The sequence below is a fragment of the Streptomyces sp. NPDC059524 genome (assembly GCF_042749255.1).
Lineage (GTDB): Bacteria > Actinomycetota > Actinomycetes > Streptomycetales > Streptomycetaceae > Streptomyces > Streptomyces xanthii.
Genome location: NZ_JBHYTK010000018.1, coordinates 29,973 through 49,766 on the forward strand (window position 1 = coordinate 29,973; position 19,794 = coordinate 49,766).

Genomic DNA, 19,794 nt, shown 5'->3' on the forward strand with positions numbered 1-19,794 from the left:
GGTGGAGAACGTGGATGTGCGGGGTGGAGAGGTGACCGGGGTGGGCGGCCGACGGGGTGCGGGGACGGGGCAGAAGCGGATGCCGCGGGCCGAGCGGGAGCGGCAGATGATGGACGCCGGGGTGCGCGTGTTCGGGGAGCGCGGGTACCGGGCGGCGTCGATGGACGAGATCGCCGAGCTGGCCGGGGTGTCCAAGCCGCTGGTGTACCTGTATCTGAACTCCAAGGAAGACCTGTTCACCGCCTGCATCCGGCGGGAGGCGGCGGCGCTCATCGCGGCCGTGCGGGCCGGTGTGCGGGTCGACGTGCCGGCCGACCGGCAGCTGTGGGACGGGCTGACCGCCTTCTTCGCGCACACCGCCGAGCATCCGGACGGGTGGGCGGTGCTGCACAGCCAGGCGCGGTCGGGCGGGGACCCGTTCGTCGCCGAGGTCGTGGCGATGCGCGAGGAGATCGTCGCGTTCGTGACGTCCCTGATCGCGGCCGCGGCACGGGAGGCGCACGGCGATCCCGAGCTCGCCGAGCGGGAGGTCGCCGGGCTCGCGCAGGCGCTGGTCGGGGCGGCGGAGGCGCTGGCCGGATGGGCGAACGGGGACGACTCCGTCTCGGCGCGGGAGGCCGCCGCGACCATGATGAACTTCGCCTGGGCCGGGCTCGGCAATCTGATGGCCGGCGCCCGCTGGTCCGTGCCGGACGCCTCCTAGACCGCGAGTGGAGTGACCTCGCCGGTGAGGTGGAGGCGGTCGTTCTTCGCGGAGCGGAGTTCGAAGGTGTCGTCCTTCGCCGCGTAGGCGACCGTGCCGGGGAGCAGCACGGGGGCTTTGAAGGCGGCCCGTACCTGGACCGGCCCGCGGGCGCCGTGTTCGGCGAGGCAGCGGGCCGCCGTCCACATGCCGTGGGCGATCGCGCGCGGGAAGCCGAGGACTCGGGCGGTCAGCGGGTGCAGGTGGATGGGGTTGCGGTCGCCGGAGACGGCGGCGTAGCGGCGGCCGAGGTCGGCGTGGAGGGGCCACTCGGTGAGGGTGGGGAGCGGCGGCGCGTCCTCAGTGGCCGGTGCGGAGGCCGGGGGCGCGGTGGTGGTGTGGCGGGCGAGGTAGGTGCTGGTCGAGGTCCATACGGTCTCGCCGTGCGCGGTCAGTTCGGTGACGACGAGGGCTTCGGTGCCGCGGCGGTGCGGGCGCAGCTCGGGGATCGTCACCGTGAGGTCGTACCGGTCGGTGGGGGAGAGGTCGTGGTGCTGGGTGATCTCGAGGGTGGTGTGGACGAGGCCGAGGACCGGGAGCGGGAACGCGCGGTCGGTCATCAGGCGCATGGAGAGCGGGAAGCCGAGGACGTGCGGGTAGGTGACCGGGAGTCCGGCGGGGCCCGTCGGGAAGCCGCAGAGCCGCTCGTACGCGGTGAGGTGGGCCTGGTCGACGGGGAGGGCCGGGACGGTCAGGCGGGTCGTGGGGGCGTGGGCGCCGGGACGGGGGCGCTTGAGCGGGGAGAGCGCGGCGCCGCGCAGCATCAGGGGGAGCAGGGACGGGACGCGGTCGAGGGTGACGGTGCGCGGGGTGCCGGAGGTCATCGGGGCTCCTGGTTCGGGTGGGGCGTGCGGTGTCAGGCGCCGAGGAGGCTCTGGCCGCAGACGCGCACGATCTGGCCGTTGACCGCGCCGGAGGCGGGGGAGGCGAACCAGGCGGTCGTCTCCGCCACGTCGACGGGGAGTCCGCCCTGGCCCAGGGAGTTCATGCGGCGGCCGGCCTCGCGGATGAAGAGGGGGACGGCCGCGGTCATCTTGGTCTCGATGAAGCCGGGGGCGACCGCGTTCAGGGTCACGCCGTGCTCGGCGAGGGCGCGCGGGGCGAGGGAGCGGACGAGGCCGATGATTCCGGCCTTGCTGGCCGCGTAGTTGGTCTGGCCGGTGTTGCCCGCGATGCCGGCGATGGAGGCGGTGGTGACGATGCTGCCGCCGCGCCGGATCGCGCCCGTCTTGAGGAGGGCGTCGGTGGTGGTCAGGACACTGGCCAGGTTGACGTCGAGGACCGAACTCCAGCGTTCGGCGGGCATGTTGGCGAGGCGGCGGTCGCGGGTGATGCCGGCGTTGTGGACGAGCACGTCGAGCCCCGGCTCGGCGGTGAAGGCGGCGATGCGCTCGCCCGCGTCGTCGGCGGTGATGTCGAGCGGCAGGGCGCGCCCGCCGAGCCGTTCGGCGACCCGGTTGAGGTCGGCCTCGGCGGAGGGAACGTCGAGAAGGACGACCTGCGCGCCGTCGCGGACGAGGGTTTCGGCGACGGCCTCGCCGATGCCGCGGGCGGCGCCGGTGACCAGGGCCGTCCGGCCGGCCAGCGGGCGGTCCCAGTTCTCGGGGGCGGCTACGGGGTCCTGCGGGGCGCCGATCTCGACGACCTGGCCGCTCACGTAGGCGGAGCGGGGCGAGAGCAGGAAGCGCAGGGTGGATTCGGCGGCCTCGGGCGAGGCGCCGTCGAGGCGGACGAGGTTGACGGTGCGGCCGCGGCCGATCTCCTTGCCGAGGGAGCGGACGAATCCCTCCAGACCCTGCTGGACGGCGGCCTGGTGGTGGTCGTCGGCGGAGGGGCGGGCGCCGAGGACGACGACGCGGCCGCCGGGGGCGAGGGAGCGCACGCAGGGGTGCAGGGCGGCGTGCACCTCGGCGAGGGTGCCGAGGCCGGTGACGGCGGTGGCGTCGACGACGATGGCGGCGGGCCGGTCGGCCGCGCCGCCGGACAGGGAGCCGCGGACGTCGAGGCCGGTGCGGGCGAGGACGGCGGACAGTTCCTCGTGGTGGGCGGAGGTGCCGGCGGTGAAGTGCAGCAACGGGCCGTCGAGCGCCGGGTGTTCGGGGCTCCAGCGGCGCAGCGGGGCGGGCTGGGGCAGGCCGAGGCGTTTGGTCAGGAAGCGGCCGGGGGCCGTGCCGGTGAAGTTCAGATAGCGGTCGGCCATTGTCCAAGCTCCCTGCTCGGTCGTAAATTTACTTCGGAGTAAGGTTACTCAACAGTCAGAACTTGTCGAGAGGTCAGGAGCTGCCGAGATGGTGCGCACGAAGAACGTCCCCGTCCTCGGCGCGGCCCCCCGCCGCGTCGCCGTCGTCGGCGGCAGCCGGATCCCGTTCGCCCGCTCGGACGGCCCGTACGCGACCGCGTCCAACCAGCAGATGCTCACCGCCGCCCTCGACGGGCTCGTCGACCGCTTCGACCTGCAAGAGCCGGGCGCCGTGGGGGAGTTCGTGGCCGGCGCCGTCCTCAAGCACGCCCGGGACTTCAACCTCGCGCGCGAGACCGTGCTCGGCTCGGGGCTCGACGCGCGCACACCCGCGTACGACATCCAGCAGGCCTGCGGGACCGGGCTCCAGGCCGTGATCGCCGCCGCCAACAAGATCGCGCTCGGCCAGCTCGACAGCGCCGTCGCGGGCGGTTCCGACACCGCCAGCGACGCGCCGCTCGGCGTCAACGACGACCTGCGCACGATCCTGCTGGCCGCGCGCCGCGCCAAGTCCGCGGGCGCCCGCCTCAAGGCCCTCTCCCGGATCCGGCCCGGCCACCTCGTGCCCGACATCCCGCGCAACGCCGAGCCCCGCACCGGACTTTCGATGGGTGAGCACGCCGCCGTCACCGCACGCGAATGGGGCGTCACCCGGGCCGCGCAGGACGAACTGGCCGCCGCCTCGCACCAGCGGCTCGCCGCCGCGTACGAGCGCGGGCTGCTCGACGACCTCGTCGTCCCGTTCCGCGGGCTCGACCGCGACCAGAACCTGCGGCCCGGGTCCACCGTCGAGAAACTCGCCACGCTGAAGCCCGTGTTCGGGGTGAAGGACCCGTCGCCGACCATGACCGCGGGGAACTCGACGCCGCTGACGGACGGGGCGGCGGTCGTCCTGCTCGCGAGCGAGGAGTGGGCGGCGGCGCGCGGGCTCGAACCGCTGGCCTATCTGACGGCCTACGAGACCGCCGCCGTCGACTTCGTGTCGGGGGATGTCACCGGTGGGGGCGGCGACGGGCTGCTGATGGCTCCCGCGTACGCCGTGCCGCGGATGCTGGAGCGGGCCGGTCTCGGGATCGAGGACTTCGACCTCTTCGAGGTGCACGAGGCGTTCGCGTCCCAGGTGCTGGCGACGCTCGCCGCCTGGGAGAAGGCGGGACTCGGGCCCGTCGACCGGGACCGGCTGAACGTGGCCGGCTCCTCCCTGGCCACGGGACACCCCTTCGCGGCGACCGGCGCGCGGATCGTGGCGACGCTGGCCAAGCTGCTGGCGGACCGGGGCGGTTCGGGGCGCGGCCTGATCTCGATCTGCGCGGCGGGCGGCCAGGGGGTCACGGCGATCCTGGAGCGGGCCTGACCCGGCCCGCCGGGCCCCGCGCTCCTTACGGGACGTCCAGCTTCAGCACCGCCGCTTCCGCCGGGCTCCCCGTTGGGGCCTGGTAGACGACCAGGCGCTGGCCGCCCGTGCGGGAGAGCTGCATGATCTCGTAGGTCAGGGTCAGGTCGCCGACCTGGGGATGGGCGAAGTGCTTCGTGCCGCCGCCGCGCTCCAGGACCTCGTACCGGTTCCACATCTCCGCGAACTCCGGTGACTTCAGGAGGAGTTCGCCGACCAGGTTGGTCAGGCGCGGATCGTCCGGGTCCGCGCCGCCCACCGCCCGCAGGTGCGCCACCGACAGGGCGACCGTCTCCTCCCAGGGCACGTACAGGGTCCGTCCCGCGGGGTGCAGGAAGACGTACCGGGTCACGTTGCGCTGCTCGGCGGGCCAGTCCCACAGGCCGGGCAGCAGGCGCCGGCCGCCCGGGTTCGCGGCGAGGACGTAGTTGAAGCGGCTGACGACGTACGCGGGCATCGGCCGCAGCGCCTCCAGCATCTGGTGCACCGAGTCGCGGACGGTGTCGTCCGTCGTGGGCCGCGGTTCGGTGAACCGCCCCGAGGCCAGTTCGGCCAGCTCGTGCAGGCGGACGTGCGCGTCCCCGCACAGCCGCAGCGCGCGGGCGATCGCGTCGATGACCGCGCTGGACGGATTCGTCTCACGGCCGCGCTCCAGGCGCGTGTAGTAGTCGACGCTGACGCCGGCGAGCGTCGCCAGTTCCTCGCGGCGCAGGCCCGGGGTGCGGCGCAGACCCGTGCCGGCGGGCAGGCCCACGTCGGCCGGGGTGACCAGGGCGCGGCGGGCGCGCAGGTACGTGCCGAGTTCGGTGCCGGAGTGTTCAGCCATACGTCCATTGTCCCCGGCGGCGATCTTCGGTGGGGGGCTGTGTCAGGGCCAGGAACACGGCACCCCGGTGGAACGCGGCCTGCCACCCGTGCGCGGACGGCCCCAGAGTGGAGTGCGTTGCGGGTGGCCGGCGGGCCGGGCCCAGGGAGTGCACGGCACAGGTCCGCGTCCCGGGCCCGCCGCCCACCCGCACTTCGACGCCCGTTCCAGGAGGACCGCGTGACCACTCTCATCCGAACCGAGGCCCCGGCGGCCGCGGCTGTGGCGGACACCCGCCGTGGCGGCGGCGCGGCGCTGCTCGCCGCGCTGCTCGGCTTCGCCGTCATCACCATCGACGTGTCGGCCGTGAACATCGCGCTGCCCGGCATCCAGGAGTCCCTGCACACCGGGATGACGGGACTGCAGTGGGTCGCGGACGCGTACACGCTGATGTTCGCCGGGCTGATGCTGTCGGCCGGCGCGCTCGGCGACCGGACCGGGGCGCGCCGCGCCTACGCCTGGGGCACCGCGCTGTTCACCGTCGCCTCCCTGGCCTGCGCCCTCGCCCCCGGGCTCGGGGCGCTCGTCGCGGCGCGGGTCGTGCAGGGCGGGGCGGCCGCCGTCCTGATGCCGGCGTCGCTGGCGCTGATCCGGCAGGCGTACGAGGAGCCGGTGCGCAGGGCGCGGGCGGTGGCGCTGTGGACGGTCGGCGGTTCGGTGTCCATGGCCGCCGGGCCCGTCCTGGGCGGCGTGCTGACCGAACACGTCGGCTGGCGCGCGGTGTTCTTCCTCAACCTGCCGGTCGGCGCGGCGATCCTGGCACTGCTCACGAAGGTCGCGCGCTCGCCGCGGCGGGCCGCTCCGCTGGACCTGCCCGGGCAGATCACCGCCGTGCTCGCGCTCGCGGGGCTGACGTTCGCCGTGATCGAGGGCGGGCACGGCGGCTGGTCTTCTGCGCCGGTGCTCGGGGCGCTCGCGCTCGCCGTGGTGAGCGGCGCCGGGTTCTACGTCGCCGAGCGGCGGCAGCGGGCCCCGATGGTGCCGCTCGGGATGCTGCGGCAGCGGACGGTCTCGGTGTCGCTGGTGGTCGGCTTCGCCCTCAACCTCGGGTTCTACGGGGTCGTGTTCCTGCTGGGCCTGTACCTCCAGCAGCTGCGCGGGATGTCCGCGACGGCGGCGGGCCTGATGTTCGTCCCGATGGCGGTGATCATCACGGCCACGAACCTCGTGTCGCCACGGGCCGCCGAGCGGATGGGGCGGCGCCGGGTCGTCGTGACCGGCACGCTGGTGCTGGCCCTGGCCATGTTCGCGCTGCTGCCGCTGGCGGAGGGGACGCCGCTGTGGCTGGTGCTCCTGCTGCTCGTGCCGACGGGGATGGGCGGGGCGTTCGCCGTCCCGGCGGTGACGGCGATGCTGATGGACTCCGTCCCGGGGGAGCGGGTAGGGACGGCTTCGGGAATGCTGAACGCGCTGCGCCAGACGGGCGGGGCCCTGTCGGTGGCCCTGTTCGGGGCGCTGGTCGCCGAGGGTTCGGCCGGGTTCTCGGTCGGTGGCATGCGGGTGGGCTTGGTGGTGGCGGGGGTGGTGCTCTGCGCTACCGCGGGGGTGGCCGGAGTCCTGCTGCCCCGGGGGCGACAGCGGGCCGCCGCGGGTTCCTGATCCTTCACCGGGGCGCGGCTTCCGGTACGGGTGGGCGGCGCCCGGCCCGGGGCGGCGCCTCAGTGCGGGGCACGCGTTCCGGGTCAGCGGTTCAGCCCTGGGCCCCTGTGCATCCTGACTCGGCATCAGTGCCTCTGGCCTGGCCCGCCGCCTTCTCCCACCCGCCCGCCCCCTCCGGGGGCGTCGGCCCGGCGCCCGGCCTGGGGCAGCACCTCAGTGCGGGGCACGCGGCGTTCCGGGTCAGCGGTTCAGGCCTGGGCCCCTGTGCATCCTGACTCGGTACCAGTGCCTCTGGCCTGGCCTGCCGCCTTCTCCCACCCGCCCGCCCCCTCCGGGGGCGTCGGCCCGGCGCGCCCGGCCTCGGGCAGCACCTCAGTGCGCGATGCGGTGGGCCTGGGCCTGGGCTACGGCGCCGCCGTAGGGGCCGAGCGTCGTCACCGACTGCGCCGCCGTCGTGGTTGCTCGCGCAGTTCCCCGCGCCCCTGACGGCACGCTTCGTGCGCCGCTCAGGGCGGTTGGAGTTGCGCCCGCGCGGCGGATCGGCAGATCAGAACAGTTCCGCGATCCTGACGGCACGCTTCGTGCGCCGCTCAGGGCGGTTGGAGTTGCGCCCGCGCGGCGGATCGGCAGATCAGAACAGCTCCGCGATCCTGACGGCACGCTTCGTGCGCCGCTCAGGGCGGTTGGAGTTGCGCCCGCGCGGCGGATCGGCAGATCAGAACAGCCCCGCGATCCTGACGGCACGCTTCGTGCGCCGCTCAGGGCGGTTGGAGTTGCGCCCGCGCGGCGGATCGGCAGATCAGAACAGCCCCGCGCCCTTGACGGCACGCTTCGTGCGCCGCCCAGGCGGCGGAGCCGCACATCGGAACAGCCCCGTGCCCCTGAAGGGCACTTCGTGGGCCCCAGGGCCGCTCGTCGCGCCCCGCGACGGGGTTGCTGATCGGGTGCAGCCCCGAGCCCCCAGCCCCGTACCCCGGGGCACCGGGGTGTCACCGGCGTGGGGCTGAGTGGGCGTAGCGGGACGGGGGTGTGCCCACGAGGCGTTTGAAGTGGCGGGTCAGGTGGGGCTGGTCGTGGAAGCCCGTGGCGGGGGCCACCTCTGACGGGGGGACGCCGTCGAGGAGGAGGCGGCGGGCGCGGTCCACGCGCCGTGCCGTCAGGTACTGGTGCGGAGCGATCCCGTACGCGGCGCTGAAGGAGCGGACCAGATGGGCGGGATGGGCGTGCAACAGGGCCGCCGCCTCAGCCAGTTCGACCCCGGGTACTAGCCGCGCGTCCAGCAACTCCCGCAGAGACGCGGCGAGTCGGCGGTCGGGAGCCCGGCGTGGGGGCTCGGCCAGGCGCGGGCGGAGCCGTTCCCGCAGACGCTCGGTGACGAAGGTCAGGCGGGCTGCCGCCTCCAGTTCGTCCCCGGGACGGGCCAGGGCGGCGTGCAACTGCCCGATCCGGCGCCGCAGCAGCGGGTCCTCCAGATCGGGCGTGTCCACGGCCGGGCCGATGAACGAGGCGTCGAGCGGCCCGCCGTCCGCCGCGTCGAGATACAGCACCCGCTTGCGGAACCCGTGCGGCGTCGCCGCCGACCCGTTGTGCGGGACGTGCGGCGGCAGCAGCGAGACCGTGCCGAGCGGGGTGCCGTGCGCGTGCCGCTCCAGGTCGTACTGGACAGCGCCTTCGTCGACGATCAGCAGGGTCCACGTGTCGTGCACGTGCATCGGGTACGCGTGCCGCGTGAAGTGCGCGTGAAAGACCTCCGTGACGCCCTCGACCCGCGGGCGCCACGCGGTGATCTCCTCGCCAGAGGCGCCGCCGGCAGCCATGCAAAGAACGTACAAGACCCGGCCGGAGCGGGCGGGGCAGTCTCAGAGCATGAACACGGAGACCCCCACCGAGACCCTGACCGAGATGTCCACCGAGCCCCGTTCCGAGATCCGCTTCGACACGAAGATCGCTGTCCTGCTCCGGGACGACCTGGAGACCTGGCAGCGGCTGAACGTCACCGCGTTCCTCGTGAGCGGGCTCGGGACGCAATTGCCCGAGGTGGTGGGGGAGCCGTACGAGGACGCGGACGGAACGCAGTACCTGCCGATGTTCCGGCAGCCCGTACTGGTCTTCGAGGGCGGCAAGGAGATGCTGAGGGCCGCCCATGAGCGGGCGCTGCGCCGGGCATTGCCGCGTGCCGTCTTCACGTCGGACCTGTTCGCCACCGGCAACGACCGGGACAACCGCGCCGCCGTACGGGCCGTGGGAACTGCCGATCTGGATCTCGTCGGGATCGTCGTGCACGGGCCGCGCAACGCGGTGGACAAGGTGCTCAAGGGGGCGCGGATGCACCCGTGAGGCGCACGGCCGCGGCGCCGATTGGCCCAGTCGTCCGAGGCGGAGGTTGCCTATGGGGGCTGGGCCATTTCTTCGTAGCGTGGGGGCATGTCGAAGCGCTCCCCGGTACGGGGTCTCGCCGCCGCCCAGTTGGCCAACTCGCTCGGGGACGGGGCCTATTACGTCACCTCCGCCCTCTACTTCACCCGTGTCGTCGGACTGTCGCCCACCCGGATCGGGCTCGCCCTGACCGTGGCGTGGGCGATCGGCGCCGTGGCCGGGGTGCCGCTGGGCGCGCTCGCCGACCGGCGCGGTCCGCGCGGGGTGTCCGTGGGGCTCGCGCTCGCCACGGCGGCGGCCGTGCTGTCCTTCCTGGTGATCCGCTCGTACCCGGCGTTCCTGCTGGCCGCCGCCGCGTACGCGGTCGCGCAGTGCGGGCTCGCCGCGGCGCGGCAGGCGCTGCTCGCGGGGCTGGTCGGGCCCGGCGAGCGGACGGCGGTGCTGGCCCGGCTGCAGTCGGTCCTCAACGCGGGCCTCGCGGTGGGGGCGGGGATCGGTGGGCTCGCCCTGCAGCACGACACGACCGGCGGCTATCTGGCGGTGTTCGTGTTCGACGGCGCCGGGTTCGTGATCTGCGCGGCACTGCTCGCGGGGCTGCCGAAGGCCGCGCCGGTCGCGGTGCCCGAGGTGCGGGAGGCCCGGTTCGCGGTGATGCGGGACCGCCCCTACGCCGTCGTGACGCTGCTCAACGCCGTGCTGCTGCTGCGGATGCCGCTGCTCTCGCTGGCCGTTCCGCTGTGGATCGTGTCCCGCACGGACGCGCCCGGCTGGCTGGTCTCGGCGCTGTTCGTGCTCAACACTCTGGGCGTGACGGCGTTCCAGGTGCGGGCCGCGCGCGGGATCGACGGGGCCGGGGCGGCGACGCGCGGACTGCGCCGGGCGGGGGCGATGCTCGCCCTGTCGTGCGTGGTGTTCGCGGTCTCGGCGCAGGACCGGCTCGGGGTGTGGGGCGCGAGCGCCGTGCTCGTACTGGCCTCGGTGTTCCTGCTGGTCGGCGAGATGGGACAGTCGGCCGGCTCCTGGCAGCTGGCGTTCAGCCTCGCGCCCGCGCACCAAGTCGGCCAGTACCAGGGCTTCTTCGGCACCGGCGTCCCGCTCGCCCGTACGGTCGGGCCTCTGGTCCTGACCGCGCTCCTGGTGACGTGGGGCGTGCCGGGCTGGCTGCTGCTCGGCGCCGTGTTCCTGGCGGCGGGCGCGGCGTTCGGCCCGGCGACCCGCTGGGCTCGGCGCACGCGCGGCCTCACGGAAGCCCGGCCAGCCGCAGCAGCGCGGTGACCGCCGCCGCGCCCACGACCACCAGCGCGAACGGCGCCCGCCGCCACGCGAGCACACCGCCGGCCAGCACCCCGGCGGGACGCGCCCACCCGGCGAACTCGTGGCCCGCCATGAGCGCCCCCGTCGCCAGCAGCGCGACGAGCAGCACGGTCGCGGCGGTCGTCAGCAACTCCTGGACCCGGGCGGGCAGTTCCACGCGGCCGTGCAGCGCGGGGCCGGCCAGGCGGAAGGCGTAGGTGCCGGCCGCGAGGGCCAGCACGGCGACGAGCTGCGGGTTCATGCGGGCCTCCGGGCGAGCAGCAGGCCGGTGAGGGCGAGGAGCACGGGCGCTCCGGCGGGCAGGAACGGTGTGGCGAGGACCGCGACGGCGCCCCCGGCCGCGGCGGCTCGCCGCACGCCCCGACTGTCCCGCAGCGCGGGCAGGACCAGGGCGAGCAGCACGGCGGGGAACGCCGCGTCGAGCCCGAAGCGGTCCGTGTCGCCGAGCGCCGACCCGGCGAGCGCGCCCGCGAGGACGCTCACGTTCCAGGCCGCGAACAGGCCCAGCCCCGATATCCAGAAGGCGCGGCGGCGGGCCGCCGGATCGGTGCGGGCCAGCACGAACGCGGCGGTCTCGTCGGTGACCAGGTGCGCGCCGACCAGCCGCGCGGGCCAGGACCGGCCGAGCGCGTCGGCGACGGCCAGACTGAAGGCGGCGGTACGGGTGTTGAGCAGCAGCCCCGTCGCGGCGGAGGCCACCGGACCGCCCCCGGCGGCGAACACCCCGACGGCACTGAACTGCGCCGAGCCCGCGAACACCAGCAGCGACATCAGCACCGGCAGCCACACCGGAAGCCCGCTCGCGACCGCGACCGCCCCGAACGACAGTCCCACGACGCCGTCGGCCAGACAGACCAGGGCGACATCGCGGACCAGACGAGGGTCAGTGGCAGTGGCAGGGGCGGAGCCGGGCTTCCGGGCTCCGGGCGTTCGGTGTGCCGGGCCGAGTGTTCGCTGTGCCGTACGCATACCGGTAGCGTGACCCCGGGCGGCCGCGTTCGTCAAGTCGAACGAGCGGTCCGCCGCAGCGAACGCAGGGGGTGTCCGTTGCCGTAGAGTGAGGCCGCCATGACCGACACCGACGCGCACCCGCCCAAGAGCCCGCTGCCCCTCGACCGCATCGCCGCCGCCCTGCGCCGCGAACGCACCCGTGCCGGGATCTCGCTGAGCGAGCTGGCCAAGCGGGCCGGGATCGCCAAGTCGACCCTGTCCCAGCTGGAGTCCGCGGCCGGCAAGCCCACGCTGGAGACGCTGTGGGCCCTCGCCGTCGCCCTCGACGTGCCGCCGAGCCTGCTCCTGGACCCTCCTCGCCCGACCGTCCAGGTCGTCCGGGCCGGCCAGGGCGTCACCGTCCCCTCCGAGCACGCGGACTACGCGGCGACCCTGCTCTCTGCCTGCCCGCCCGGCGCCCGCCGCGACCTGTACTGGCTGCACGTCGAGCCCGGCGCGGCCCGCGACTCCGACCCGCACAACCCGGGCACGGTCGAGCACCTCGTCGTCGCCACCGGACGCGTCCTGGCCGGACCGCAGGACGACCCCGTCGAACTGGGCCCCGGCGACTGCATCACGTACCCCGGCGACCTGCCGCACACCTGCCGGGCCCTGGAGCCGGGCACCACGTGCGTGCTGCTGATGCAGTTCACCTGAACTGAACCCGGGGAATCGCCGGAAAACAGGCAGGAGCCCCGCTGCCTTGCGGCGCGGGGCTCCTTGGGTACTGCGCTAGGTTCCGGATCAGATCACGGCACCTGCCATGTGATCAGAAGATCAGACGGGGGTGACGTTCTCCGCCTGCGGGCCCTTGGGGCCCTGCGTGACGTCGAAGCTCACGGCCTGGTTCTCCTCGAGGGAGCGGAAGCCGCTTGCGTTGATCGCGGAGTAGTGGACGAAGACGTCCGGGCCGCCGCCTTCCTGGGCGATGAAGCCAAAGCCCTTTTCAGCGTTGAACCACTTCACGGTTCCGGTAGCCATAAGCCCTCCTATGGGCCAAAGGGTCGCCCTGCTCCAGAACCTGCAAATGCGCTTGCGAACAACTGCAAAAGTCTGAAAACGACGAGAGCCCGCGGTTACATGCTCCGCAGGCTCTGTACTGCAAGGGAAACCAAACTGCAACTTGCGGCGAGCCTAGCACGCGGGCAGCCGAAAGCAATAGAGGGCAAGATCACGTCACCCGCAGGTTTGACGGAGTCCCGGAAGGGGATTGACCGGTGCCGTTCAAGACTGCCGGGCGCGGGGCCTGGCCGCTCACTCGGGGCCGAGGTCGCTCGTGTCGGCGACGCCCCGGATCCTGCACCGTACCGCACTGGGTCTAGCCTCGCGATGTGGACAATTCTCCCGAGACTCAGCATGAGACCCAGCACGAGAACCTCGCGGCCGCGCGGCGCACCCGTCCGCGCGTCGGCCACATCCAGTTCTTGAACTGCATGCCCCTGTACTGGGGCCTCGCCCGCACGGGCTCCCTGCTCGACTTCGAGCTGACGAAGGACACCCCCGAGAAGCTCAGCGAGCGGCTGGTCGACGGGCGGCTCGACATCGGGCCCATCACCCTGGTCGAGTTCCTCAAGGCCGCGGACGACCTCGTCGCCTTCCCCGACCTGGCGGTCGGCTGCGACGGCCCCGTCATGTCCTGCGTCATCGTGTCGCAGGTGCCGCTCGACGAGTTGGACGGCCGGCGCGTCGCGCTCGGCTCCACCTCCCGCACCTCGGTGCGGCTCGCGCAGTTGCTGCTCGAGGAGAAGATCGGGGTGCGGCCCGAGTACTACACCTGCCCGCCCGACCTCGGCCTGATGATGCAGGACGCGGAGGCGGCCGTGCTCATCGGCGACGCCGCGCTGCGCGCCAACCTGCACGACGCGCCGCGGCTCGGCCTCCAGGTCCACGACCTCGGCGCCATGTGGAAGGAGTGGACGGGGCTGCCGTTCGTCTTCGCCGTGTGGGCCGCGCGCAAGGAGTACGTGGCACGGGAGCCGGAGATCACCCGGCAGGTGCACGAGGCGTTCCTGTCCTCGCGGGACCTGTCGCTGGTGGAGGTCGCCAAGGTCGCCGAGCAGGCGGCGCGCTGGGAGGTCTTCGGGGAGGCCGTTCTGGAGGAGTACTTCACGACGCTCGACTTCCGGTTCGGGGCGGCTCAGCTGGAAGGCGTCACGGAGTTCGCGCGGCGGGTCGGACCGACCACGGGATTTCCCGCGGACGTGAAGGTGGAACTGCTTCCGCGGTGAATCCGCCCTTTCCCGCTTCCCTCCGCGCGGAGGTCCGCACCGGGGCCCGTACAGGAACCCCGGACAGCGGATCATCGGGTGAATCCGCACCGTTCCGGACGGGAATTCGTGAACGTTTCTTCCGATTTCCCGGACCTCGGATGAAATCCAGATGAACGCACTCCGGGCCCGGAACGCGGTCTCACATCGTGAGCGATCCCGGCCCGGGGCTCTGGTCAGGCGTTTACATGCGCGTAACACTTAGCCCGTCCCGTGTGCGGCAACGGCGCCGTAGCACCCGTCAGTGGACCGGACCCGAGCGCGCCGCACCCGTGCGGATCCGGTGACACAGCCGTGCCAGAAAGGCCCTCTGTGACGACTCGCTCCGAGACCCAGTCCCTCCTCGACGACCTTCTCGCGGAGATCGAACACCGCAATCCCGCCCAGCCCGAGTTCCACCAGGCCGCCCACGAGGTCCTGGAGACGCTCGCGCCGGTGCTCGCGGCCCGCCCCGAGTACGGGCAGGCCGGACTCGTGGAGCGGCTCGTCGAGCCCGAGCGCCAGGTCATGTTCCGGGTGCCGTGGCAGGACGACAAGGGGCGCGTGCACGTGAACCGCGGGTTCCGCGTCGAGTTCAACAGCGCGCTCGGCCCGTACAAGGGCGGTCTGCGCTTCCACCCCTCGGTGAACCTGGGCGTCATCAAGTTCCTGGGCTTCGAGCAGATCTTCAAGAACGCGCTGACCGGGCTCGGTATCGGCGGCGGCAAGGGCGGCAGCGACTTCGACCCGCACGGGCGCAGCGACGCCGAGGTCATGCGGTTCTGCCAGTCCTTCATGACGGAGCTGTACCGGCACATCGGCGAGCACACGGACGTGCCGGCCGGTGACATCGGCGTCGGCGGCCGCGAGATCGGCTACCTGTTCGGCCAGTACCGGCGCATCACCAACCGGTGGGAGTCGGTCCTGACCGGCAAGGGCCAGGGCTGGGGCGGCTCGCTGATCCGTCCCGAGGCCACCGGCTACGGCAACGTGCTGTTCGCGGCGGCCATGCTGCGCGAGCGAGGCGAGGACCTGGAGGGGCAGACCGCGGTCGTGTCCGGCTCCGGCAACGTCGCGATCTACACGATCGAGAAGCTGGCCGCGCTCGGCGCCAACGCGATCACCTGCTCCGACTCGTCCGGCTACGTCGTCGACGAGAAGGGCATCGACCTGGAGCTGCTCAAGCAGATCAAAGAGGTCGAGCGGGGCCGCGTCGACACGTACGCGGAGCGCCGGGGCGCCTCGGCGCGCTTCGTGCCCAAGGGGCGGGTCTGGGAGGTGCCGGCCGACATCGCGCTGCCGTCCGCCACCCAGAACGAGCTGGACGAGAACGACGCGGCGGCCCTGATCCGCAACGGCGTGAAGGCCGTCTCCGAGGGCGCCAACATGCCGACCACGCCCGAGGCCGTCCACCTGCTCCAGCGGGCCGGCGTCGCGTTCGGCCCCGGCAAGGCGGCCAACGCGGGCGGTGTCGCGGTCAGCGCCCTGGAGATGGCGCAGAACCACGCCCGTACGTCGTGGACGGCCGAGCGGGTCGAGGACGAGCTCGCGGGCATCATGAACGACATCCACGCCACCTGCCACGAGACCGCCGAGCGCTACGGCGCCCCCGGCGACTACGTGACCGGCGCGAACATCGCCGGGTTCGAGCGGGTGGCCGACGCGATGCTGGCCCAGGGCGTCATCTGATCCCCTGACGGCCTAGGCTCGCCTGGAGCGCGCTGACTGACGGGGGAGGTCACCATGCAGCCGCTGGAGGCGGACGAACCGACGACCGTGGGGCCCTACCGGCTGCTCGGCCGGCTCGGGCACGGCGGCATGGGCCGCGTGTATCTGGGCCGCAGCGCCGGCGGCCGCACGGTCGCCGTGAAGGTGGTGCACCCGCACTTCGCGCTCGACGACGAGTTCCGGGCGCGGTTCCGCCGGGAGGTGGACGCCGCGCGCCGGGTCGGCGGGACGTGGACGGCGCCGGTGCTCGACGCGGACCCGGAGGCCCGGGTCCCGTGGGTGGCGACGGGCTACGTCGCCGGGCCCTCGCTCGCACAGGCCGCGGGGGAGGGGCGCGCGCTGCCCGCGCATTCCGTACGGGTCCTCGGCGCGGGCCTCGCCGAGGCGCTCACCGCGGTGCACGGGCTGGGGCTCGTGCACCGCGACGTGAAGCCGTCGAACGTGCTGCTGACCGTCGACGGCCCGCGCCTGTTCGACTTCGGGATCGCGCGGGCCACCGACGGCACCGCCTCCCTCACCTCCACCGGCGTCTCCATCGGCTCGCCCGGCTACATGGCGCCCGAGCAGATCCTCGGCAAGGGCGTCACGGGCGCCGCCGACGTGTTCTCGCTCGGCGCGGTCCTCGTGTACGCGGCGACGGGCCGGTCCCCGTTCCTCGGCGACTCCTCGGCCGCGCTCCTCTACAAGGTCGTCCACGAGGAGCCGGAACTGGACGCCCTGAGCGGCGACTTGAAGGAGGTCGCGGCGGCCTGCCTGTCCAAGGAGGCGGCCGGCCGGCCCACCCCCGAGGAGGTCGCGCGCGTACTCGCCCCGGAGGGCGCGGCCCGGCTCGTCGCGGCCGGCTGGCTGCCCGGCGCGCTCGTCGAGCAGGTGTCGCGCAGCGCCGTGCAGCTCCTGGACCTGGACACGGCCGTCCCGGCGGGACCGGCCGAACCGGCGTCCGGGCCCGTGGGCTTCAGCAGCCCGTCGGTCACCGGCGGATCGCAGGCGGCCCCGCGGCCCGGGGTCTTCGGCCCGCCGGACCCCTCGTACGCGGCGTTGCCGCAGCCCAGGGAGGACGCCGAGGCCGGGGGCCAGGAGCAGGGGAAGGGGACGGCGGACGCCAAGCCGGGACGGCTCTCGGTCTCCGTGTCCGCGACCTCCGCCCCGACGAGCGCCGGCGGGCGCGGCCGCAAGGTGAGTTGCTCGGTGGCGCTGGCGGTGGCCGGGGCCATGGCCGCCGTCACCGTCGGCGGCATCGTGTTCCTGAACACCCGGACCGAGACGGGCGGCGGCGCCGACGCGGGCGCCGAGCCGCCCCCCGCCGCGACCGCCGCCCCCTCGAAGGCGCCGACCCCCAAGGGTGTGGTGCCGCCCTTCTACGTCGGCACGTGGGAGGGCAAGGCCACCGCGACCACCGCGCTGGGCGACGTCCAGTTCGACACGTACCGGGTGCGGATCAAGCAGGCCGCCGTCGGCAAGCGGCTCGGCACGGTGACCTCCACCGACCCGCTCGGCGTCACCTGCGTCGACGTCCTCACCCTCAAGTCGGCCTCCGCCACGGAGCTGATCGCCTCCGGCGCGGCGTCCCCCGACAACGGCGGCACCTGCGCCAAGGGCCCCCACACCGTGCACCTCGAGCGCGTCGGCAAGACCGTCAAGTACAGCTCCCAGTATCCGCAGGCCGGGAACCCGAAGGCCGATCTGAGCCGAGTGGAGCAGCCCTGAAGCGCAACAGCCTCAAGTGGGCCCTCCTGCTGCCGGGCGCCGCCGCGGGCGCCGGGTTCCTGAGCCAGTACCCGTACGGGATGCTCTACGTCGGCGCGCTCCTCGTGTGCGCCGTGCTCGCCGCCGCCGCGATCCTGCTCGGCGGCGTCTGGCACCGGGCGGGCGCCGCCGTGCTGGTCTGCGGGGCACTCCTCGTGCTGCCGCTGTTCGCCGGGTCCGCGCTCTACGAGGTGTACGTGAAGACGGCGGGGGAGCGGGTGCCCGCGGTCGTGCTCGACACGGGCGAGAAGCGGGGCGTGAAGCGGACGACCACGCTGTCCGTGTGCCGGGTCGTGGACGCCTCCGGGAAGATCACGGACCTGTCCGAACAGCAGAACTGTCACGGCCAGTTCGCCCCGCGCGAGCACGTCGTCCTCCACGAGGACCCGACCGGACTCCTCGACCCGTGGGTCGAGCCCGCCACCGGCGCCGGCACCGTCGACGGCCTGAACCTCGGCATCGCCGCCGCCCTCTTCGCCGCGGCCGGGCTCGGCACCTACTCCGCGGGCGTGCGCCGCCGGGGCGAGAAGGCGGCCCGGCCCGTCGGGCGGTACCGCGCGGGCGAGACGGTCGTCTGACGTGCCGGACCAGCTTCTCGTCCTGATCGCCGCCGCGTGGGGCGCCGCCGCCGGAGCGCTGCTGCCGCGCCCCGCGTACCGCCTGTCCGTCGAACCCGAGGACCCCTGGCGGTCCGCCCGGCCCGACGGGCGGCCCCTGCGCGGCTGGCTCGGCCCCCGGCCCGGGCCCCGCCCGCTCCTGCTCGCCGCGCTCACCGCCGCCGTCTGCGCCCTGCTCGCCGCCGCCACCGGCACCCGGCCCGAACTGGCCGCCTGGCTGCTGCTCGCGCCGCCCGCCGTGCTGCTCGCCACCGTCGACTTCGCCGTGCACCGGCTGCCCGACGTGCTCACCTACCCGCTCGCCGCCCTCGCCCTGCTCACGCTCGGCGGGGCCGCCGTCCTGCCCGAGGCCGGCGGGTCCTGGACCGGCGCGCTCCTCGGCGCCCTCGCCCTCGGCGGCGGCTACCTGCTGCTCCTGCTGGCCTACCCCAAGGGCATGGGCTTCGGCGACGTGAAGCTCGCGCTCGGGCTCGGCGCGGCGCTCGGCTGGTACGGCTGGGGCGTGCTGTTCCTCGGCGCGTTCGCCGGAGTCCTGTTCAACTCGCTGTACGCGCTCGTCCTCGTCGTCGCCCGGCGCGCGGGCCGCAAGACCGAGATCCCCTTCGGCCCCTTCATGATCCTGGGCGCCTACACGGGGGTTCTGCTGGGCGCCCTGGCCGCCTGACGTACGCTGAGTTTTCAGCTCAGCCGCGGTGCGCACGTGCCGCGAACACTCCGAAAGGGGCCCGCCCGGTGACCGAGAAGGCCGCGCTTCAGTCCGTCCTCGACCGCGCCGCCGACGGTGGGCGCATCACCCCCGAGGAGGCCGTCGCCCTGTACCGCGACGCGCCGCTGCACGCGCTCGGCTCCGCCGCCGACGCGATCCGCCGCCGCAAGTACGCGGGCATCGAGCACATCGCCACGTACATCATCGAGCGGAACATCAACTACACGAACGTCTGCGTGACGGCGTGCAAGTTCTGCGCCTTCTACGCGGCCCCCAAGGACACCAAGAAGGGCTGGACCCGCGACCTCGACGACATCCTGCGCCGCTGCGCGGAGACCGTCGAGCTGGGCGGCACCCAGATCATGTTCCAGGGCGGCCACCACCCGGACTACGGCGTCGAGTACTACGAGCACCACTTCTCGGCGATCAAGAAGGCCTTCCCGCAGCTCGTGATCCACTCGCTGGGCGCGTCCGAGATCGAGCACATGGCCCGCATCTCCAAGGTGTCGGTCGAGGAGGCCATCCAGCGCATCCACACCGCGGGTCTCGACTCGTTCGCGGGTGCCGGCGCCGAGCTGCTCCCGGAGCGCCCGCGCAAGGCCATCGCCCCGCTCAAGGAGTCCGGCGAGCGCTGGCTGGAGATCATGGAGGCGGCCCACAAGCTGGGCGTCGAGTCCACCTCCACGATGCTCATGGGCACCGGCGAGACCAACGCCGAGCGCATCGAGCACCTGCGCATGATCCGCGACGTGCAGGACCGGACGGGCGGCTTCCGGGCCTTCATCCCGTACACGTACCAGCCCGAGAACAACCACCTCAAGGGCCGCACGCAGGCCACGCTCTTCGAGTACCTGCGCATGATCGCGATCGCCCGGATCTTCCTGGACAACGTCCAGCACATCCAGGGCTCCTGGCTGACCACCGGCAAGGAGGTCGGCCAGCTGTCCCTGCACTACGGCGCCGACGACCTCGGCTCGATCATGCTGGAGGAGAACGTCGTCTCCTCGGCCGGTGCCAAGCACCGCTCGAACCGCATGGAGATCATCGAGCTCATCCGCAAGGCCGGCCGCGTCCCCGCGCAGCGCGCCACCACGTACGAGCACCTCGTCGTGCACGACGACCCGGCGAACGACCCGGTCGACGACCGCGTCTCCTCGCACATCTCCTCCATCGCGATCGAGGGCGGCACGGCGCACCCCGAGCTGAAGCTCGTCTCCTCCGACCAGGGCTGAC

Annotated in this window: 19 protein-coding genes; 12 read left to right on the top strand and 7 right to left on the bottom strand. The window is 73.6% G+C overall.

The window, feature by feature from the left end:
• Positions 1 to 79 precede the first annotated feature (79 nt).
• Complete coding sequence (locus ACFW9D_RS08040; protein ID WP_384619230.1) at positions 80 to 703, top strand: TetR/AcrR family transcriptional regulator; 624 nt, start codon at positions 80 to 82, stop codon at positions 701 to 703.
• Here ACFW9D_RS08040 and ACFW9D_RS08045 read toward each other — a convergent pair.
• Together ACFW9D_RS08045 and ACFW9D_RS08050 are read right to left on the bottom strand one after the other, a co-directional pair.
• Positions 700 to 1,566: a MaoC/PaaZ C-terminal domain-containing protein gene (locus ACFW9D_RS08045; RefSeq protein WP_384619172.1), complete on the bottom strand. Its 867-nt coding sequence runs from the start codon at positions 1,564 to 1,566 to the stop codon at positions 700 to 702. The genes ACFW9D_RS08040 and ACFW9D_RS08045 overlap by 4 nt on opposite strands.
• Before the next feature lie 32 nt (positions 1,567 to 1,598).
• On the bottom strand, positions 1,599 to 2,942 hold the full coding sequence (locus ACFW9D_RS08050; protein ID WP_384619174.1) for a 3-oxoacyl-ACP reductase: 1,344 nt from the start codon (positions 2,940 to 2,942) through the stop codon (positions 1,599 to 1,601).
• Between the two features lie 88 nt (positions 2,943 to 3,030).
• On the opposite strand from ACFW9D_RS08050, the gene ACFW9D_RS08055 reads away from it, so the two are divergent.
• Complete coding sequence (locus ACFW9D_RS08055) at positions 3,031 to 4,335, top strand: acetyl-CoA C-acetyltransferase (RefSeq protein WP_384619177.1); 1,305 nt, start codon at positions 3,031 to 3,033, stop codon at positions 4,333 to 4,335.
• A gap of 25 nt (positions 4,336 to 4,360) precedes the next feature.
• Here ACFW9D_RS08055 and ACFW9D_RS08060 read toward each other — a convergent pair whose 3' ends face one another.
• On the bottom strand, positions 4,361 to 5,200 hold the full coding sequence (locus ACFW9D_RS08060) for a helix-turn-helix domain-containing protein (protein WP_384619179.1): 840 nt from the start codon (positions 5,198 to 5,200) through the stop codon (positions 4,361 to 4,363).
• Between the two features lie 219 nt (positions 5,201 to 5,419).
• On the opposite strand from ACFW9D_RS08060, the gene ACFW9D_RS08065 reads away from it, so the two are divergent.
• The gene (locus ACFW9D_RS08065) at positions 5,420 to 6,838 is read left to right on the top strand and encodes an MFS transporter (RefSeq protein ID WP_384619182.1); all 1,419 of its coding nucleotides are present in this window, start codon (positions 5,420 to 5,422) and stop codon (positions 6,836 to 6,838) included.
• A gap of 989 nt (positions 6,839 to 7,827) precedes the next feature.
• Here ACFW9D_RS08065 and ACFW9D_RS08070 read toward each other — a convergent pair.
• Positions 7,828 to 8,655, bottom strand: a complete 828-nt coding sequence (locus ACFW9D_RS08070; protein WP_384619185.1) for an AraC family transcriptional regulator — start codon at positions 8,653 to 8,655, stop codon at positions 7,828 to 7,830.
• Positions 8,656 to 8,704: 49 nt separating this feature from the next.
• On the opposite strand from ACFW9D_RS08070, the gene ACFW9D_RS08075 reads away from it, so the two are divergent.
• A complete protein-coding gene (locus ACFW9D_RS08075) occupies positions 8,705 to 9,175 on the top strand; it encodes a DUF2000 family protein (RefSeq protein ID WP_384619188.1) in 471 nt (156 codons plus the stop codon).
• 87 nt (positions 9,176 to 9,262) lie between these two features.
• Positions 9,263 to 10,489 (top strand): MFS transporter, encoded by a 1,227-nt coding sequence (locus ACFW9D_RS08080; RefSeq protein WP_384619190.1) that lies wholly within the window; start codon positions 9,263 to 9,265, stop codon positions 10,487 to 10,489.
• Here ACFW9D_RS08080 and ACFW9D_RS08085 read toward each other — a convergent pair.
• Together ACFW9D_RS08085 and ACFW9D_RS08090 are read right to left on the bottom strand one after the other, a co-directional pair.
• Complete coding sequence (locus ACFW9D_RS08085; protein WP_188337472.1) at positions 10,455 to 10,769, bottom strand: AzlD domain-containing protein; 315 nt, start codon at positions 10,767 to 10,769, stop codon at positions 10,455 to 10,457. The two genes, ACFW9D_RS08080 and ACFW9D_RS08085, sit on opposite strands and share 35 nt — an antisense overlap.
• Entirely contained in the window at positions 10,766 to 11,497 is a 732-nt protein-coding gene (locus ACFW9D_RS08090; RefSeq protein WP_384619192.1) for an AzlC family ABC transporter permease, read from the bottom strand. Before ACFW9D_RS08090 ends, ACFW9D_RS08085 begins: the two co-directional genes overlap by 4 nt.
• Before the next feature lie 99 nt (positions 11,498 to 11,596).
• Here ACFW9D_RS08090 and ACFW9D_RS08095 point away from each other — a divergent pair, with 99 nt between their 5' ends.
• A complete protein-coding gene (locus ACFW9D_RS08095; protein WP_384619194.1) occupies positions 11,597 to 12,175 on the top strand; it encodes a helix-turn-helix domain-containing protein in 579 nt (192 codons plus the stop codon).
• Between the two features lie 120 nt (positions 12,176 to 12,295).
• On the opposite strand, the gene ACFW9D_RS08100 is transcribed toward ACFW9D_RS08095, so the two are convergent.
• Positions 12,296 to 12,499 carry a cold-shock protein gene (locus tag ACFW9D_RS08100; protein ID WP_003998944.1) on the bottom strand — a complete coding sequence of 68 codons (204 nt, stop codon included), beginning with the start codon at positions 12,497 to 12,499 and terminating at the stop codon, positions 12,296 to 12,298.
• A gap of 350 nt (positions 12,500 to 12,849) precedes the next feature.
• Between ACFW9D_RS08100 and ACFW9D_RS08105 the strand changes: the two genes are divergently transcribed.
• The 6 genes from ACFW9D_RS08105 to mqnC all read left to right on the top strand — a co-directional run bounded on the left by ACFW9D_RS08105 (position 12,850) and on the right by mqnC (position 19,793).
• Positions 12,850 to 13,746, top strand: coding sequence for a menaquinone biosynthetic enzyme MqnA/MqnD family protein (locus ACFW9D_RS08105; protein WP_188337469.1), 897 nt, complete (start codon positions 12,850 to 12,852; stop codon positions 13,744 to 13,746).
• Positions 13,747 to 14,097: 351 nt separating this feature from the next.
• A complete protein-coding gene (gdhA, locus tag ACFW9D_RS08110) occupies positions 14,098 to 15,453 on the top strand; it encodes an NADP-specific glutamate dehydrogenase (RefSeq protein ID WP_384619198.1) in 1,356 nt (451 codons plus the stop codon).
• Between the two features lie 54 nt (positions 15,454 to 15,507).
• The gene (locus ACFW9D_RS08115; protein ID WP_384619201.1) at positions 15,508 to 17,199 is read left to right on the top strand and encodes a serine/threonine-protein kinase; all 1,692 of its coding nucleotides are present in this window, start codon (positions 15,508 to 15,510) and stop codon (positions 17,197 to 17,199) included.
• 80 nt (positions 17,200 to 17,279) lie between these two features.
• Entirely contained in the window at positions 17,280 to 17,816 is a 537-nt protein-coding gene (locus ACFW9D_RS08120; RefSeq protein WP_384619203.1) for a hypothetical protein, read from the top strand.
• 1 nt (position 17,817) lies between these two features.
• Positions 17,818 to 18,519, top strand: a complete 702-nt coding sequence (locus ACFW9D_RS08125; RefSeq protein WP_384619206.1) for a prepilin peptidase — start codon at positions 17,818 to 17,820, stop codon at positions 18,517 to 18,519.
• A 68-nt stretch (positions 18,520 to 18,587) separates the two neighbouring features.
• A complete protein-coding gene (gene mqnC / locus ACFW9D_RS08130; RefSeq protein WP_188337464.1) occupies positions 18,588 to 19,793 on the top strand; it encodes a cyclic dehypoxanthinyl futalosine synthase in 1,206 nt (401 codons plus the stop codon).
• The last annotated feature ends 1 nt before the right edge of the window (position 19,794 follow it).